The 14,425-nt window shown below is 72.1% G+C and carries 14 protein-coding genes; 3 read left to right on the plus strand and 11 right to left on the minus strand.

Annotation, left to right across the window (positions count from 1 at the left end):
- Window positions 1-19: 19 nt before the first annotated feature.
- From ACIPPM_RS10095 to ACIPPM_RS10105, 3 genes are read right to left on the minus strand one after another with little or no spacing between them, the layout of a single operon-like run.
- Complete coding sequence (locus tag ACIPPM_RS10095) at window positions 20-760, minus strand: D-Ala-D-Ala carboxypeptidase family metallohydrolase (RefSeq protein WP_401445343.1); 741 nt, start codon at window positions 758-760, stop codon at window positions 20-22.
- 23 nt (window positions 761-783) lie between these two features.
- A complete protein-coding gene (locus ACIPPM_RS10100) occupies window positions 784-1,206 on the minus strand; it encodes a hypothetical protein (protein ID WP_401445345.1) in 423 nt (140 codons plus the stop codon).
- A 33-nt stretch (window positions 1,207-1,239) separates the two neighbouring features.
- Window positions 1,240-1,641: a hypothetical protein gene (locus tag ACIPPM_RS10105; RefSeq protein WP_401445348.1), complete on the minus strand. Its 402-nt coding sequence runs from the start codon at window positions 1,639-1,641 to the stop codon at window positions 1,240-1,242.
- A 166-nt stretch (window positions 1,642-1,807) separates the two neighbouring features.
- On the opposite strand from ACIPPM_RS10105, the gene ACIPPM_RS10110 reads away from it, so the two are divergent.
- The 3 genes from ACIPPM_RS10110 to ACIPPM_RS10120 all read left to right on the plus strand — a co-directional run bounded on the left by ACIPPM_RS10110 (window position 1,808) and on the right by ACIPPM_RS10120 (window position 4,876).
- The gene (locus ACIPPM_RS10110; RefSeq protein ID WP_401446401.1) at window positions 1,808-2,797 is read left to right on the plus strand and encodes an ArsR family transcriptional regulator; all 990 of its coding nucleotides are present in this window, start codon (window positions 1,808-1,810) and stop codon (window positions 2,795-2,797) included.
- Between the two features lie 112 nt (window positions 2,798-2,909).
- Entirely contained in the window at window positions 2,910-3,533 is a 624-nt protein-coding gene (locus tag ACIPPM_RS10115) for an acyltransferase (protein ID WP_401445351.1), read from the plus strand.
- A complete protein-coding gene (locus ACIPPM_RS10120; RefSeq protein ID WP_401445353.1) occupies window positions 3,530-4,876 on the plus strand; it encodes a hypothetical protein in 1,347 nt (448 codons plus the stop codon). Before ACIPPM_RS10115 ends, ACIPPM_RS10120 begins: the two co-directional genes overlap by 4 nt.
- Here ACIPPM_RS10120 and ACIPPM_RS10125 read toward each other — a convergent pair.
- The 8 genes from ACIPPM_RS10125 to ACIPPM_RS10160 all read right to left on the minus strand — a co-directional run.
- On the minus strand, window positions 4,781-6,064 hold the full coding sequence (locus ACIPPM_RS10125; protein WP_401445355.1) for a nucleotide sugar dehydrogenase: 1,284 nt from the start codon (window positions 6,062-6,064) through the stop codon (window positions 4,781-4,783). The genes ACIPPM_RS10120 and ACIPPM_RS10125 overlap by 96 nt on opposite strands.
- Window positions 6,065-6,066: 2 nt before the next feature.
- Window positions 6,067-7,716 carry a glycosyltransferase family 2 protein gene (locus ACIPPM_RS10130; protein WP_401445358.1) on the minus strand — a complete coding sequence of 550 codons (1,650 nt, stop codon included), beginning with the start codon at window positions 7,714-7,716 and terminating at the stop codon, window positions 6,067-6,069.
- Window positions 7,713-9,326, minus strand: coding sequence for a glycosyltransferase family 4 protein (locus ACIPPM_RS10135; protein ID WP_401445361.1), 1,614 nt, complete (start codon window positions 9,324-9,326; stop codon window positions 7,713-7,715). The genes ACIPPM_RS10130 and ACIPPM_RS10135 overlap by 4 nt, the downstream gene beginning before the upstream one ends.
- Window positions 9,327-9,423: 97 nt before the next feature.
- A complete protein-coding gene (locus tag ACIPPM_RS10140; protein ID WP_401446404.1) occupies window positions 9,424-10,407 on the minus strand; it encodes a Gfo/Idh/MocA family protein in 984 nt (327 codons plus the stop codon).
- A gap of 47 nt (window positions 10,408-10,454) precedes the next feature.
- Window positions 10,455-11,603: a DegT/DnrJ/EryC1/StrS family aminotransferase gene (locus tag ACIPPM_RS10145; RefSeq protein WP_401445364.1), complete on the minus strand. Its 1,149-nt coding sequence runs from the start codon at window positions 11,601-11,603 to the stop codon at window positions 10,455-10,457.
- A 778-nt stretch (window positions 11,604-12,381) separates the two neighbouring features.
- Complete coding sequence (locus ACIPPM_RS10150; RefSeq protein WP_401445367.1) at window positions 12,382-12,960, minus strand: DUF4352 domain-containing protein; 579 nt, start codon at window positions 12,958-12,960, stop codon at window positions 12,382-12,384.
- A gap of 151 nt (window positions 12,961-13,111) precedes the next feature.
- A complete protein-coding gene (locus ACIPPM_RS10155; RefSeq protein ID WP_401445370.1) occupies window positions 13,112-13,534 on the minus strand; it encodes a hypothetical protein in 423 nt (140 codons plus the stop codon).
- A gap of 176 nt (window positions 13,535-13,710) precedes the next feature.
- On the minus strand, window positions 13,711-14,425 hold a 715-nt coding region (locus ACIPPM_RS10160), incomplete at its 5' end, for a tetratricopeptide repeat protein (RefSeq protein WP_401445373.1).

Consider the following 14,425-nt stretch of genomic DNA (forward strand, 5'->3'; position numbering starts at 1 on the left):
GCCCCGGGCTGCGGCGGCTTCAGATGGTGCCGCTCTCCCACCACCAGGAACGGCCGAGGTCGGCGCGGCTGTCGACGTGCTGGTGGTCGACGTCGTACCGCTCCAGGCCGGAGAAGCCGCAGGTCTCGGCCTTCTGGTAGACGGTGCGGTTGGCGACGCCGGGCACGTCGAGGTCGGCCGCGGTGCCGTACAGGTGCATGCTGTCGCTGGCGCCGCCGATCTCGGCGTTGTGGGCGATGCTGCGGAAGCCGGAGTTGACGGTGATCGGCACGTTGCCGAGCTTCTTGCGCAGCGCCTCCAGCTTGTACATGGCCCGCCGGGCGTTCTCCTTGACGGCGGCCGCGCTCACCTTGCCGCCGTTGAAGTTGCCGCTCGAACGGTCGTAGAACTCGGTCCAGTTGAAGTGTGCGGTCGAACCGTCCGACTGCTCCAGGGCGTTGAGCTGCGCCTGGGTCGCGGGCCCGGCGCTGCCGTCGGCGGAGAGGCCGTACGCGGCCTGGAAGCGGCGCACCGCGGCGGCCGTACCCGGACCGAAGTCGCCGTCGATGCCCACCCGCGACTGCGAGGCGGAGTCCGCCGCCCAGCCGGCCACCCGGATCTGCAGCTCGGTGACATCGGCGCCGGTGGCGCCCTGGTTCATGGTGCGCGTCCAGTTGTACGCCTGCGCGCTGCCCGAGAGCAGGACGGGCCCGGCGAAGATGCCCGCGGTGGCGGCAAGGGTGCCGCGCAGGATGGTGCGGCGGTTCGGAGCGAAGGTCATCGTGAACTCCCTTGTACAGGTGGTCAGAAGGCGAGCTGGAACGGGACGTTCTGGGCGTCGGTGTCGTAGGCGTGCACGCGCAGCTTGAAGCGGGTGCCGTCCTTGACGTCGGTGGCGACGGTCGCCCACTGGGGGCCGAACGTCGAGTAGGTGTTGTCGTGGTTGCACAGCGTGGTGTGGTCCACGAAGACGATGCAGGCGTCCAGGAAGCCGGTGGCCGAGCTGCTGAGCTTGATGTTGATGTCGGAGCAGCGCGAGGTGGTGGTGTAGGTGCCGTACTCGACCGCGGCGGTGGAGTAGCGGTAGGTGAGGGACTTGGCGCCGCCGTAGCAGGAGGTGGCGGCGGCGGCCTGCTCGGGCTGGGCGACGGCGGGCGCGGTGGCACCGGCGGCGAGGAGCGCGGTCGTGGCGGCGAGGACGGCCGCCGTTCTCCGGGTGCGGGTCATGTCGGGTCCGATCACTTGGGGAGAGAGGGGGGTTCAGAAGGCGATCTGGACGCGCGCGGAGGAGCCTTCGAGGTCCACGCCGAGCGGCACGGTGAACTTGCTGCCGTCCTTGACGTCGGTGGCGATGGTCTTCCAGCTCCGGCCGACCTTGGTCCAGTAGTTGCACTCGCCGACGCGGGTGAACTTCACGCAGGCCCAGACGAATTCGGCGTCACCGCTGACCATGCGGAGGTTGATGTCGGCGCAGCGGGAGGTGGTGGTGTAGGGGCCGAACTCGACGGCGTCGCCATAGCTGACGGTGACGGCACCGCCGTAGCAACTGGTGGCAGTGGCTGAGGCGTTGGCCGGTGCGGCCGACGCGGTGGCGGGCGCCGAGACGGCGAGGGCCGCGAGCAGGGCCGCCGCCGCGGCCGGGTGGGTGAGGATCTTCGCCATCGGTTTCCTTCGGTGTCCGTTCGTCGTACGGCTGGGGACATGCGGAAGGTGCGGGTGGTGCCTCGGGGATCGGTGCGGCGGAGCGAGTTCATGCTCCGGTGTGTGCTTTCGGCTGTCATGCTCATTCGAAGAGGGTCAAATGACGCCGGTGGAAAGGGTGTTGAGCGTGCTTCGCTTCCACTTCTCGGCCGAGGATCTGGCCCGGACCCGGGTCGCCGCCGCCCCGCACCCGCTGTGGGAGATCGCCGCGAGCCTCCACCGCTTCCAGACCCCGGCGGGCCGCTGGGCGTACGCGGCCTGGTACCGCACGGCCCGCGAGCGGTTACGGGAGGCCGGGCTGGAGAGCGCGGTACGCCGACTCCTGCTTCCGCTCTATCCCCGGGCGTCGTACTGGCCGGACTTCCTCACCCCGGTGGAGGGTGCGGCCGGTCTGGAAGCGGGCCTGACGGCGATCCTGGCCACTCCCCCGGCCCGGGTGGCGGCGGAGCTGGCGGCCCTGTCCCGGATAAGACGTATCCCGCCCCACCTGGCCCGGCTGCCGGAGAAGGGGGCGCGCGAGGAGCTGGTGAGCGTCCTGCGGGCCTACCACCGCACCGTGATCGAGCCCCACGAGGAGTGGATGCACGAGGGCGTCCACAGCGAACGCGTGCGCCTGGCCCGGCACTTGCTCGACGGCGGCACCGAGGGCCTGCTCGGCGGACTCGGCCCGACGGTCCGCTGGCGTCATCCCCGGCTGGAGATCGGCGCCTACCCGACGGAGCACGACATCCGCCTGGAAGGCCGCGGGCTGCTGCTGATCCCCTCGTACTTCTGCTGGAAGGGCCCGGTCTCCCTGGCCGACCCGACGCTGCCCCCCGTCCTCATCTACTCCCTGCACCACGAGCCACCCCGCGCGACGCCGGGCTCCCCCTCCCTGGAGGTCCTCCTCGGCCGGGCCCGGGCGACGGTCCTGCGTGCCACCGCCGCCGGAGCCACCACCACCGAGGCCGCCCACCGCGCCGGGGTGACCCCCGCCACCGCCACCCACCACACCACGGCCCTCCGGGACGCGGGCCTCATCACCAGCCACCGCCACGGCAACTCCGTCATCCACACCCTGACCCTGCTGGGGGCGACGATGCTGAGCCGGAACCTCCGGCAGGACGCGGAGCCGTGACGCACACGGCCGCCCCTCGCACGCGGGGCCGTAAAGGCCGGGCAAAGCAGCCGGTGTCGGCGGCGCGCCGTATGCTCGGCCGATCAAGGAGCGTTTTCGGAAAGGCGCAGTTGTGGATTACACGGTCAAGCCCACCGCCCAGGTCGACGCCACCGCGGAGCTGGGGGCAGGCACCACCGTCTGGGAACTCGCCCAGATCCGCGAGCAGGCGGTGCTCGGCGCGGGCTGCGTGATCGGGCGCGGCGCCTACGTCGGCACCGGCGTACGGATAGGTGACAACGTCAAGCTCCAGAACTACGCGCTGGTCTACGAGCCGGCCGTGCTGGGCGACGGGGTGTTCGTCGGCCCCGCCGCGGTGCTCACCAACGACCAGTACCCGCGCTCGGTCGACCCCGAGGGCAAGCAGAAGCGCGGCGGTGACTGGGAAGCGGTGGGTGTGACCGTAGGCGAGGGGGCGTCGCTGGGCGCCCGCTCGGTGTGCGTGGCGCCGGTCGCCATCGGGCGCTGGGCGCTGGTCGCGGCCGGGGCCGTGGTGACCCGGGACGTCCCGGACTTCGCGCTGGTCGCCGGGGTCCCGGCCCGCCGTATCGGCTGGGTCGGCCGGGCGGGCGAGCGGCTCGTCGAGAGCGCCGACGAGCCGGGGACATGGCAGTGCCCGCGGACCGGGGAGCGCTACACCGAGCGGGCCGGGGTGCTCACCCCGGCCGGACCCGAGGGCGCGGCCGACGCGTCATGACGGTGCCGCGAACGGCACCCGGTGCGAGCCGGGCCGCCGCCGCGTCGCGGGCGCTGACCGCCCGCGCGTGGCCGCTCGCCGCCGCCGTGGCCGTCGTCTTCGTACTGCTGCAGTTCACCGCGGGCGGGCAGTGGTCGCTGTACCCGGACTCGTACCGGTACGCGCGGTCGGCGGAGCAGTTCGCCGGGCAGAGCAGGGAGCAGGCGCACCGGGAGGCGCTGGACGCCTTCTGCCGTACCCGGGCGGACGCGGCGCGGGCGACCGCCGATCTGGCGCCGCTCGACGGCGCGCCGCTGCCCACCGGCACGATGAGCGCGGCCGACTGTGTGGCCCGCTGGGCGGACGCACCGGACATCACCACCGCCGACCCCCGCTACCAGGCCATCTTCTCCTCCCGTCCCGGCTATCCGCTGCTGGCGGCGCCCTTCGTGGGCGCCTTCGGCGTGGCGGACGGCATGCGGACGCTGGGGCTGCTGACCGCGGCGGGCTGCTCGCTGCTGGTGGTCGGGCTGCTGCGCTCCGCGGGGCTGACGCCACCGGCCGCGCTCTGCGGGCAGCTGGTCTTCCTCGCCACCCCGCTGGCCCGCTGGAGTCTTCAGGCGCTCAGCGAGGGCCTGGTGACGCTGTGCGTCCTCGGCGCGGTGTGGGCCGCGGTGCTGCTGACCGGGCGGCGGCCGTGGACCGGGGCGCCGCTGCTGGTGGTGGCGCTCGGGGTGTGCGCGGTCACCCGCTACTCCACGGCGCTGGTCCTGGCCGGGCTGCTGGCGGCCGCGGCGGTGGCCTGCTGGGCCGGTTCGCGGCTGCGGCACCACGGTACGACGCTGCTGGCCGGGCTGGCGGCGCTGGGCGCCGTGGCGACCGGCGCGGCGATGTCCGCGCTGGCCCTGCCGTCGTCGGCCACCACGCTCCAGGACACCTTCACCCGGCACTTCGCGTCCCCGGACGTGGCGGACCCCTGGGGGCGGCTGATCGATCTCGACGTCCGCTACTGGGCGCACTGGATCGGCGAGCAGGCCACGATGCCGGTCTACGTGGTGCCCACGCTGCTCGCGGGCTGGGCGCTGGCCCGCCACGGCCGGGGGCTGGGCTGGTTCGCGGCGGCCACGGCCCTGGTGGGCGTGGTGCAGGTGGCCGCGCACCCGCTGGTCCAGGAGGCGGACCGGCTCGGGGTGCTCATGTGGGTGCCGACGGTGCTGGGCCTGCCCCTGTTGCTGGAGCGGGCCCGGCACCGTGCGGGCGGTGCGGACTCAGCCGCCGATGACCACCCGGCGCACGCCCTGCCAGCGCTCCGGGTCGGTGGTGCGGCGGCCGTCGACCAGGACGCGCACCTCGGGAAGGTCTGACGGCGCGAGCTCGCGGTACTCCGCGTGGTCGGCCTGCAGGACGGCGGCCGTGACGGCCTCCCCGCGGTGCGGCGGCAGGCCGAGCGCGGCCAGCTCGTCCGCGGTGTACATCGGGTCGGAGACGTACGGCACCGCGCCGCGCTCCCGCAGCGCCTGGACGGTCGGGAAGACGCCGGAGAAGGCGGTCTCCTTCACCCCGCCCCGGTAGGCGGCGCCGAGCACCAGCACCGCGGCGTCCGTCAGGTCGCCGTACGCGGCGGCCAGCAGGTCCACCGCGTACAGCGGCATGGCGGCGTTCGCCTCGCGCGCCGAGCGGACCACGGTGGCCTGCGGGTCGTTCCACAGGTACATCCGCGGGTAGATCGGGATGCAGTGGCCGCCGACGGCGATGCCCGGCTGGTGGATGTGGCTGTACGGCTGGGTGTTGCAGGCCTCGATGACCTTGGTGACGTCGATGCCCGCCTGGTCGGCGAAGCGCGCGAACTGGTTGGCCAGCCCGATGTTGACGTCGCGGTAGGTGGTCTCGGCGAGCTTCGCCAGCTCCGACGCCTCCGCGGAGCCCAGGTCCCAGACGCCGTTGGGGCGCGCGAGGTCGGGGCGCTCGTCGAAGTCCAGCACCGACTCGTAGAAGCGGACGCCGTGCGCGGCGGACGCCTCGTCGATGCCGCCGACCAGCTTCGGGTAGCGGCGCAGGTCGGCGAAGATCCGTCCGGTCAGCACCCGTTCGGGGCTGAAGACCAGGTGGAAGTCCTCACCGGCGGTCAGGCCGGAGCCCTCCGCGAGCATCGGCGCCCAGCGGTCGCGGGTGGTGCCGACCGGCAGCGTCGTCTCGTACGACACCAGGGTGCCGGGACGCAGACCGGCGGCGATGGCGCGGGTGGCGGAGTCCATCCAGCCGAAGTCCGGGACGCCGTCGGCGTCCACGAACAGCGGGACGACGACCACGACGGCGTCCGCCTCGCGGACCGCCGCGGTGGTGTCGGTGGTCGCGGTCAGCAGGCCGCTCTCCACCGCCTGCTTGAGCCGGATGTCGAGTTCGGCCTCGCCGGGGAACGGTTCAACCCCGGCGTTGACCTGCTCGACGACCTTCTCGTTGACGTCGGCACCGATCACCCGGTGGCCCTTGGCGGCGAACTGGACCGCGAGCGGCAGCCCGATCTTGCCCAGGGCGACGACACAGATCTGCACTGCTATTTCCTTCCGGTGGCCCGCAGCCGACGCAGGCGTTGAGCGATCACCCGGCGCAGCCGGATGGGGTTCAGGACAAAGGTGAGCGTCCCGTCGGACTCGACGGTCGCGGAGGCGCGGTAGAGGTGCAGGCCGCGCCGCAGCCGCACGGACGCCGGGCCACCGGTGGTGCCGGTCCCGGTGGCCACCGGGACCGGCAGCTCGCCGTCGGTGGTGTCCAGCCGCCAGCGCAGCGACCAGGCGGTACGCCCGGCGGACGCGGCGGCGAGCAGCGGGGCGAGCGGGACACGGGTGCTCAGCCGGGTGCCGCCGTCGGCCGGGGCGTACTCGACCTGGCAGTCCAGGCCGGTCGGTACGCCGCCCGCGGGCTTGCGCTCGCAGCCCAGGGACGCGGAGCGGACGAGGCCGCCGTAGCTCGGTACCGGCGTGTCAGCGGTCAGCATCAGGGCGGGGCCCGTGGCGTCGGTGACGAAGGACGCCCGCGCCTTGCCGAGTCCGCGTACCGCGGCGCGGGTGCGGTCGACGAGGGCCGTGAGGTCGGCGAACCGGGCGTCGCCGACGAAGGGGTAGGCGAGGTGGGCGCGGCCGTCGACGACGGTGAGCGGCAGCTTCTTCTCGTCCACCTGCTCGGCGCCGCCGTGCTCCGCCTCGAAGCGCAGGGTGCTCAGCAGCAGGTCGAAGGCGCCGGAGCGGGCGAGCGTCAGGTGGACGCGGTCGGTGAGCGGCAGTCGGCCGAGCAGCGCGTCGGTGGCGAAGTCCGTCAGCAGCGGCCGGGCCCCCGCCATGATCCGCTCTTGTACGTCGGGTTCGGCGGCCAGCAGCCGGTAGCCCAGCACGAAGGACATCTCACTGGTGAGGTGGCGGCGGTTGAGGCCGTAGCGCTCGTCCTCGGTCTCGGTGAACCGCTCGGTGAGCCGCATGATGCGCTCGGTGCCGGTCAGCCGGTGCTCCAGGCTGCCGCGATAGGTGACGTTGCCCTCGTCGCCGCGCCGGACCGCGAAGTAGTAGTCGTAGTCGTCGAGGATCGATATGCCCTCGGCGCGGAAGCAGGCTTCCAGGGTGAACGGCTGGTCGCTGAGGATCGGCAGGTCCTCGGGGTAGCGCAGGTGGTGCTTCTCGATCAGCGCGCGGCGGAAGAGCTTGGTGTTGGACAGCGCCCACGGGAGCGGGGAGTTGCGGAGGGTCGCGTCGTGCCGGGTGCGCTCGAACACCGCCTGGGGCACCCAACGCCCGTTCACGCCGACCATCTTGGCGACGACGACGTCGGTGCCGTGCTCGTCGGCGGCGGCCACCATCCGCTCCAGCGCCTCGGGGCCCAGGTGGTCGTCGGAGCCGAGGAAGAACACGTAGCGGCCGGTGGCCACGTCGAGCGCCCGGTTGCTGGGGGCGGCCGGGCCGCCGGAGTTCTCCTGGGTGATCACCCGGAAGACGCCGGGGTGCGCGGCCGCGAACCGGGCCAGCTCCTTCGGGCTGTCGTCGGTCGACCCGTCGTCGACGGCGACGACCTCCAGCCGGTCCAGGCCGATGCTCTGCGCCACCAGGGAGTCCAGGCACTCGGTGAGGTACGGCATCGTGTTGTACACGGCGACGACGACGGTGACATCGGGCCCGGCGGGGACGACGGGTTCCGCGGCCGGTGCGGATTCGCTCACGATCTGACTCCGGTCTGTGCGGGTTCGGGCTGCTCCGCCAGGCGCTCCAGGCGCGGGCGGTCCAGCAGATCGGCGTACAGGTCGTCGAGGATCTCGGCCTGCGCCTCCCATGTCCACTGGTCGAGCAGGCCGGGCTGGTCGTACACCGCCCGGTACCGCGCCGGGTCGGCCAGCACCGCCTTCGTCGCGCGCACGAAGTCCTCCAGGTCCTCGGCGCGGAACACCTCGCCCTGCCCGGTGGACTCGGTCACGCCGCCCATCGTCTTCACGTCGCTGACCACCAGCGGCAGCCGGGCGTGCGCGTACTCCATGAACTTCGTGATCAGCGCGATCTCGTGGTTGGGCCAGTGGTGGATCGGGATGACGCCGATGTCCGCGGCCGCCAGGAACCTCGACACCTGGTAGTGCGGCACGTACGGCAGTACGTGCATCCGGTCGGCGACACCGAGCGCGGCGGCCCTGGCCCGCAGGCCGCGCATGTACCCGTCCTCCGGGTACAGCACGACGAACGCGGCGTGCACGCCCTCCAGTCGGGGCAGCGCCTCCACCATGATGTCGAGCCCGCGCTGCTTGGCCGCGGCGCCGCTGTAGACCATCAGCGGCACGTCGGGGCCCACCCCGCACAGCGCGCGGAGGTCGGGAACCGGCTCGGCGGCCAGGTCGGGCGCGACGGTGGCGCTCGGCGCGTTGAGCACCACGCTCGGGCGCCCGGCCAGCCCGTGGGTCTCGCGCAGCATGTCGGCGAGCATCTCCGAGACGGTCACCACCGCGTCCGCGGCCGGTGCGTACTCACGCTCCATCGCCACCGCCGCCGGATGCCAACGGGCGGTGTCCTTCCACGGCTTGATACCGGGCAGGAACTCGTGCGCGTCCCACACCAGCTTGACCGAGCGGCCGCGCGCCCGCGCCCGCATGACCGCCCGCGCGGCCACGCCGAGCATCCGGAAGTCGTTGGCGTGGATCAGCTCCGGCTTGAGACGGTCGATCACCGGCCCGTAGGCCAGCTCGAAGTCCCACATGCCCGGCTCCAGCCGCCGCCAGGCGCTGTCGCCGCGCAGCACCGTCTGCATCCGGGCGACCAGCCGGTCGTACCGGGTGTCCTGGCGCCGCCTGGCCCGCTGCATGGACTCCAGCTGGTGCCGCCGGAACGCCACCCAGCGCTTGGCGACGAAGGCGCCGCCGCGGCTCGGCACCAGCGCGGCCCGGCCGACCGCGATCCGCAGCGGCGAACCGCCCTCGCGTGCGGCGACGTCGAGCTTCGTCCGGCGCTCGCGCAGATAGGCGTGCCAGGCGTCGACCTGCGCGGTGCGGTACCGGGCGACGTGGAACGGCGGGTACGCGAACGGGCGGCGCAGCCAGGCACGCCGGAAGTACATGGGGTGCTTGTCGAGGTGCGCCTCGACCTCGATCAGCCGGACGTCGGCGTCGCCGAGCTTCCAGGAGGCGACCTTGCCGTTCGGCGCGCGGCCGAGCAGGATCACCTCCCAGCCCGCGTCCGCCGCCGACCGGGCCTGCTTCTGGACGCGCGAGTCACCGTTGACCCCGTTGTCCACCAGCATGACGACACGTCCGCGGCGCTCGCGCGTCCCGGAGCCGTTCTCAGGGTCCATTGCCTGCCTTTTCTGGATGAGTGCGCCGGCTCCGTGACCGGTCCGCGGTGGATGGCCTCCGGACGGCGGGCGGGGCGGCCCGCCGTCCGGTCCGGGGTCAGTGCGCGGCCACGGTGTCCCGGGCAGGCGCGCAGTCCACGGTCAGGCCGCGCTCGGCGGATTCCAGCACCGCGGCGGAGACCTCGACGGTCCGCAGCCCCTGCCGGAGGGTGACGAGGTCCGCCATGGAGCCCACGCCGAGCACCGCGTCGCGGAACTTCTCGTGCTCGACCTGGAGCGGCTCCCGCTTCGCGATCGCGTAGCGGACCATGTCGCCCTCGGCGACGCCGCGGAAGGCGCGCAGCGCCTCCCACTCGGTGTCCACGGCCCCGTTGGCGTAGAAGGTCAGGTCGGCGGTCAGGGTGTCGGCGACGAAGCAGCCGCGGTCGCCGGTGACGACCGTGGACCGCTCCTTGAGCGGACTGAGCCAGTTGACCAGGTGGTTGACCATCGTGCCGTCGGACAGCTCGCCGACCACGGCGACCATGTCCTCGTGCGGCCGCCCGCTCTTGGAGACGGTGCGGGCGGCGACGGAGACGTAGTCGCGGCCGGTGACCCAGCCGGTGAGGTCGATGTCGTGGGTGGCGAGGTCCTTGACCACGCCGACGTCCGCGATGCGGTGCGGGAAGGGGCCCTGGCGACGGGTCACGACCTGGAAGACCTCGCCGAGTTCACCGGCCTCCAGCCGCTTGCGCAGGCTCTGCAGGGCCGGGTTGTACCGCTCGATGTGGCCGACACCGGCCACCAGCCCGCGGGACTCGAACGCCTCGACCAGCCGGGCGGCGGCCGCCACCGAGTGGGCCAGCGGCTTCTCGATCAGCGCGCAGACCCCGGCCTCGGCCAGTTCCAGGCCGATCGGTTCGTGCAGCGCGGTCGGGCAGGCGATGACGGCGTAGTCCACCCCGCGCGCGATCAGCTCGGCGACGGTGGCCACCACCGGCACACCGCGCGCCGCGCCGCCGGGGTCCCCGGCCGGGTCCACCACGGCGACCAGTTCGACGCCGTCGAGGCCGGACAGCACGCGGGCGTGGTGACGTCCCATCGCGCCGACCCCGATGAGTCCGGCGCGCAGCTTCTTACCCGACCCGGTCACAGCACGTCCTCCAGCGCGTTCACGGCGGCGATGATCCGGTCCAGTTCGGCCGGGGTCAGCGACGGGTGCACCGGCAGCGACAGCGCCTCGGCCGCGGCCCGTTCGGTCTGCGGCAGGTCCCAGTCGCGGGACGCCGACGGACCCGACTTCGCGTACGGCACCAGGCGGTGGATCGGCGTCGGGTAGTAGACGGCGTTGCCGACGCCCGCCTCGGTGAGCCGGGCCTGGGCCGCGTCACGGTCGCCGGATATCCGGACGGTGTACTGGTGGTAGACGTGGCTCGCGCCGGGTGCGACGGGCGGCGTGGTGACCGTGGTGATGCCCGCGTCCAGCGCCTTGGCGTTGGCGCGCCGCTGCTCGGTCCAGCCGGGCAGCTTCTTCAGCTGCTCGCGGCCGATCGCGGCCGAGACGTCGGTCATCCGCATGTTGGCGCCGACGATCTCGTTGGCGTAGCGCTGCTCCATGCCCTGGTTGCGCAGCAGGCGCAGGGTCCGGGCGAGGGCCGGGTCCGCGGTGGAGACCATGCCGCCCTCCAGGGCGTGCATGTTCTTGGTCGGGTAGAAGCTGAAGCAGCCGGCCGCGCCGAACGCCCCCACCGGGGTGCCGTCGAGGGCCGCGGCGTGCGCCTGCGCGGCGTCCTCCACGACCGCCAGTCCACGGGCGTCGGCCAGCGGCTGGATACGGTCCATCGCGGCCGGGTGGCCGTAGAGGTGGACCGGCATGATGGCGGCGGTACGCGGGCCGATGGCGGCGGCAGCGGCGTCCGGGTCGAGGCAGAAGCTGTCGGCGTCGATGTCGGCGAAGACCGGTTCCGCGCCGACCAGGCGCACCGCGTTGGCGGAGGCGGCGAAGGAGAAGGAGGGCACGATCACCTCGTCGCCCGGTCCGATCCCGAGGGCCAGCAGCGTGAGCTGGAGCGCCGAGGTGCCGGAGTTGACCGCCACACAGTGCCGGCCGGCCACCAGCTCGCCGAACTCCTCCTCGAACGCGGCGACCTCGGGGCCCTGCACCACCCGGCCGCTGCGCAGCACGCGGACGGCGGCGGCGATCTCCTCCTCGCCGATGACCGGTCGTGCCGCGGCGATCGGCTCGCCGGTGACGGCCGGCCCCTGGCCGGTGTCCGGCCCCTTGTCGCGTCCCGGCACTGAGCTTCCTCCTCGTGGGTGGCGGGTCCTCCCGCCGATCCGGCTCGACCCCGTCACGGGCCGATCAGTACGCAGGGGCTTGGCTGCCGCCGTATACGTTTCACCGTCGCGGGATGCCCGCGGGCAGCGGATTCGCGTACCCGAACGGGCGAACAATCGGCGCGCCTTCGCACGCCTGATCCAGCGACACCTTATAGCAGCTTTACCGCAGGGCAACCGATCGTCGCGAGCCGCGACACCGCCCGTACTCCGCGCGTTAATCCGACGACACATCGCGTGTGTTGCCCGTCAGCGAGGGGCTCAGGGGAGGAACAGCTCTCTTCGGCACATAACCGGCCCATCATCCGCAAATACGACCCTGACCCGACGTCAGCCACACCTTCCCGCCGGACGGTCGCCCCCACACAATGGCAATTCCGCACCGAGAGGACCCCCGATGAACCACCACCAGCTCGCCGCACCCGGCGGCGGCCCCGACCTGCCGGTCTGGGGGCAAGCACTGTTCGTCTTGGTGTTCGCCGCAGTCGCCGTGTCCGTGATCACAGCCCTGCTCCGAGCCAGAAGAAGAAGGTGACCCCCCGGGCCGACAGTCGAGAAACGGCGGGGCGGGTGGAGATCGAACCTGAATTGGTGATGTGTCTCACTTGGCGAAAATGCAACAGAGTCGGACATGAACATCCTGCCAACCGCGCGACGCCGGTCCGTGCCTCGCCCCGGAAGGTCTCCAGTGCACGGCGGGGCCATCACACTCGCTGTGCGGGTCCTCAGGATGGCATCGCTACTTTCGGACGGCCCACTCGATTGGCGAGCTTCCTCCAAGCTGATACGAGATCCGGTCCGGCCTCTTCTTGCCGGGCACCGGAAAGGAGATCAGGCCGGCCGCGCATCGGCCGGGGCTGAGGGTCTTCTCCACGGGGAACTCCGGCTTCGGCATGTCCCCTCCGTTCAGGCCGGTCGTCGCAATGCTGGTGCCATCGACATAGCTCAATGACCAGACAGACTGGTCCACGATGAGCGGTCCCCCGCTGCCGTCGCAGACCTTGGCCCGGACTGTGGCCCAGGTGTCGCCGCCCAGGCTGGCGTCCGGCTTCTCCGGCTGCGGCCCTTTGAAGGGCTGCTGGTACTCCATAGCCTGCACGGTGAAGGTGACGCCCTGATCGTCCTGGAGGGTCTGAGCGGTGCCCATCTTCAGTGCAACGCCTTCGTCCTGGGCGGGCGGGCTGCTGGGGGCTGCGGTCACGGTCTGGGTGGTGGTTACGGTGACACGAGGTGCTGGCTCGCTGCTACCGCACGCCCCAGCGGTGGCCGCAACGAGCGAGACTGCACCGGCTGCTGCGATTGCTCTGGTGATGTTCATGCTTCCCCCTGGGCTCCTCTGAGCTAGGGAAGATCATTCCGGTAGATGGGCGGGGATGTAAATGGGAAAGCCCGTCCGCAGTCGGGGTGCAGTCGGCACCGAGTGCGGCGCCCCCGCCTCGGACGCAGGAGGGCGCCGTAATGCAGTCGGGCTACAGCCAGCCGCGATCCCTGAGCCGCGTAACCACCTGTGTATACGACGTGCGCAGAGCCGCCTCCTGCTCCTCGGACACGCCCCAGGCGTACCGGTTGATGAACGCGACCGGACCACGCATCTTGATGACACGGTCAGCCGGATCGCGCTCCTCCGGCTCGCCATCGTCGTCGGCGCGCTCCACGGGCGCACTCAGCTCCCAGAACATTCCGTTGGCGGCTTTGTTCATGCGCCTCGTGTCCTGAGCGAAAGGCACGTAGTAGTACGCGGCTACGGGGTAGAGGCTGTCGAGCCACTCAAGGCCGGTCTCGCCGGCCATGTTCGCGCCGAGACGGATGCGTATCTCCGGGAGGGTCGCGGTGTCGAACGACAGATCGCCTTCGGGCGTGATGAGGCAGTACCGCATGGGCTGATCCTGCATGTGGGCTCTCCCCTGGAGCACGATGAGGTGAAGAGGTGACAGGGTTTCACGAGGCACTGACAGCACGGTAGAACGCGGCGAGCGGCCGCAGGCGCTTCCCTCGCCAGTTTGACGACACTCCGTAAGGATGCAGGAACCCTCGGACCGCCCGCGCTTGCGAGTATCAGCTTTTTGGATCACTGCCATCGAGGTGTCGGCCGGCCGTCCGGATCCAGCCCACGTGGCCACAGGCTCGTCAGGGGTGAGGGGTACGCCGGGAGGGAGCCGCCGTGGTCGGCGAACTGTCGGTACAGGTCCTCGGCGCCGTGCTGGTCCCTCACCACATCCCGCATGTTGCCCAGGCACATCAGGGCATCGACGCAGCCGAGAGCCGCGGCCTGCCGGTAGCGGACCTCGGCGCCATGCAAGTCCCCGTCCTGCTCTCGTAGCTCGGCCAGACGCAGCAAGGCTCTGATGTCGCCATGGTCAGCCGCCTGTCGGTACCACCCTGCAGCGCCGTCCCGGTCCCCGAGCTCCTGCCGCAGCTCGGCCAGGCGAACCAGGGTGTCCTGGTTGCCGAGGTCGGCGGCCTGCCGGGCCAAGGACTCGACGCCGTCCCGGTCCCCGCTCTTCTCCCGCAGCTCGGCAAGTCCCAGCAGGCCGACGCTGTCGCCGTGATCGGCCGCCTGCCGGTACAGGATCGCGGCGCCTTCCCAGTCCCCGGCCGCCTCCCACAGGTCGCCCAGGTGGATCAGGGCGCTGGTGTCGCCACGGTCAGCGGCCTGCCGAGCCAGAGACTCGGCTCCGTCCCGATCGCCGACCTCCTCCCGGAGCTCGACCAGGCGGACCAAGGCACTGGTGTCGCCAAGGTCAGCGGCCTGCCGGTACAGGATCCCGGCGCCGTCCCCGTCC

The organism is Streptomyces sp. NPDC090119, assembly GCF_044747085.1.
Taxonomy (GTDB): Bacteria; Actinomycetota; Actinomycetes; order Streptomycetales; family Streptomycetaceae; genus Streptomyces.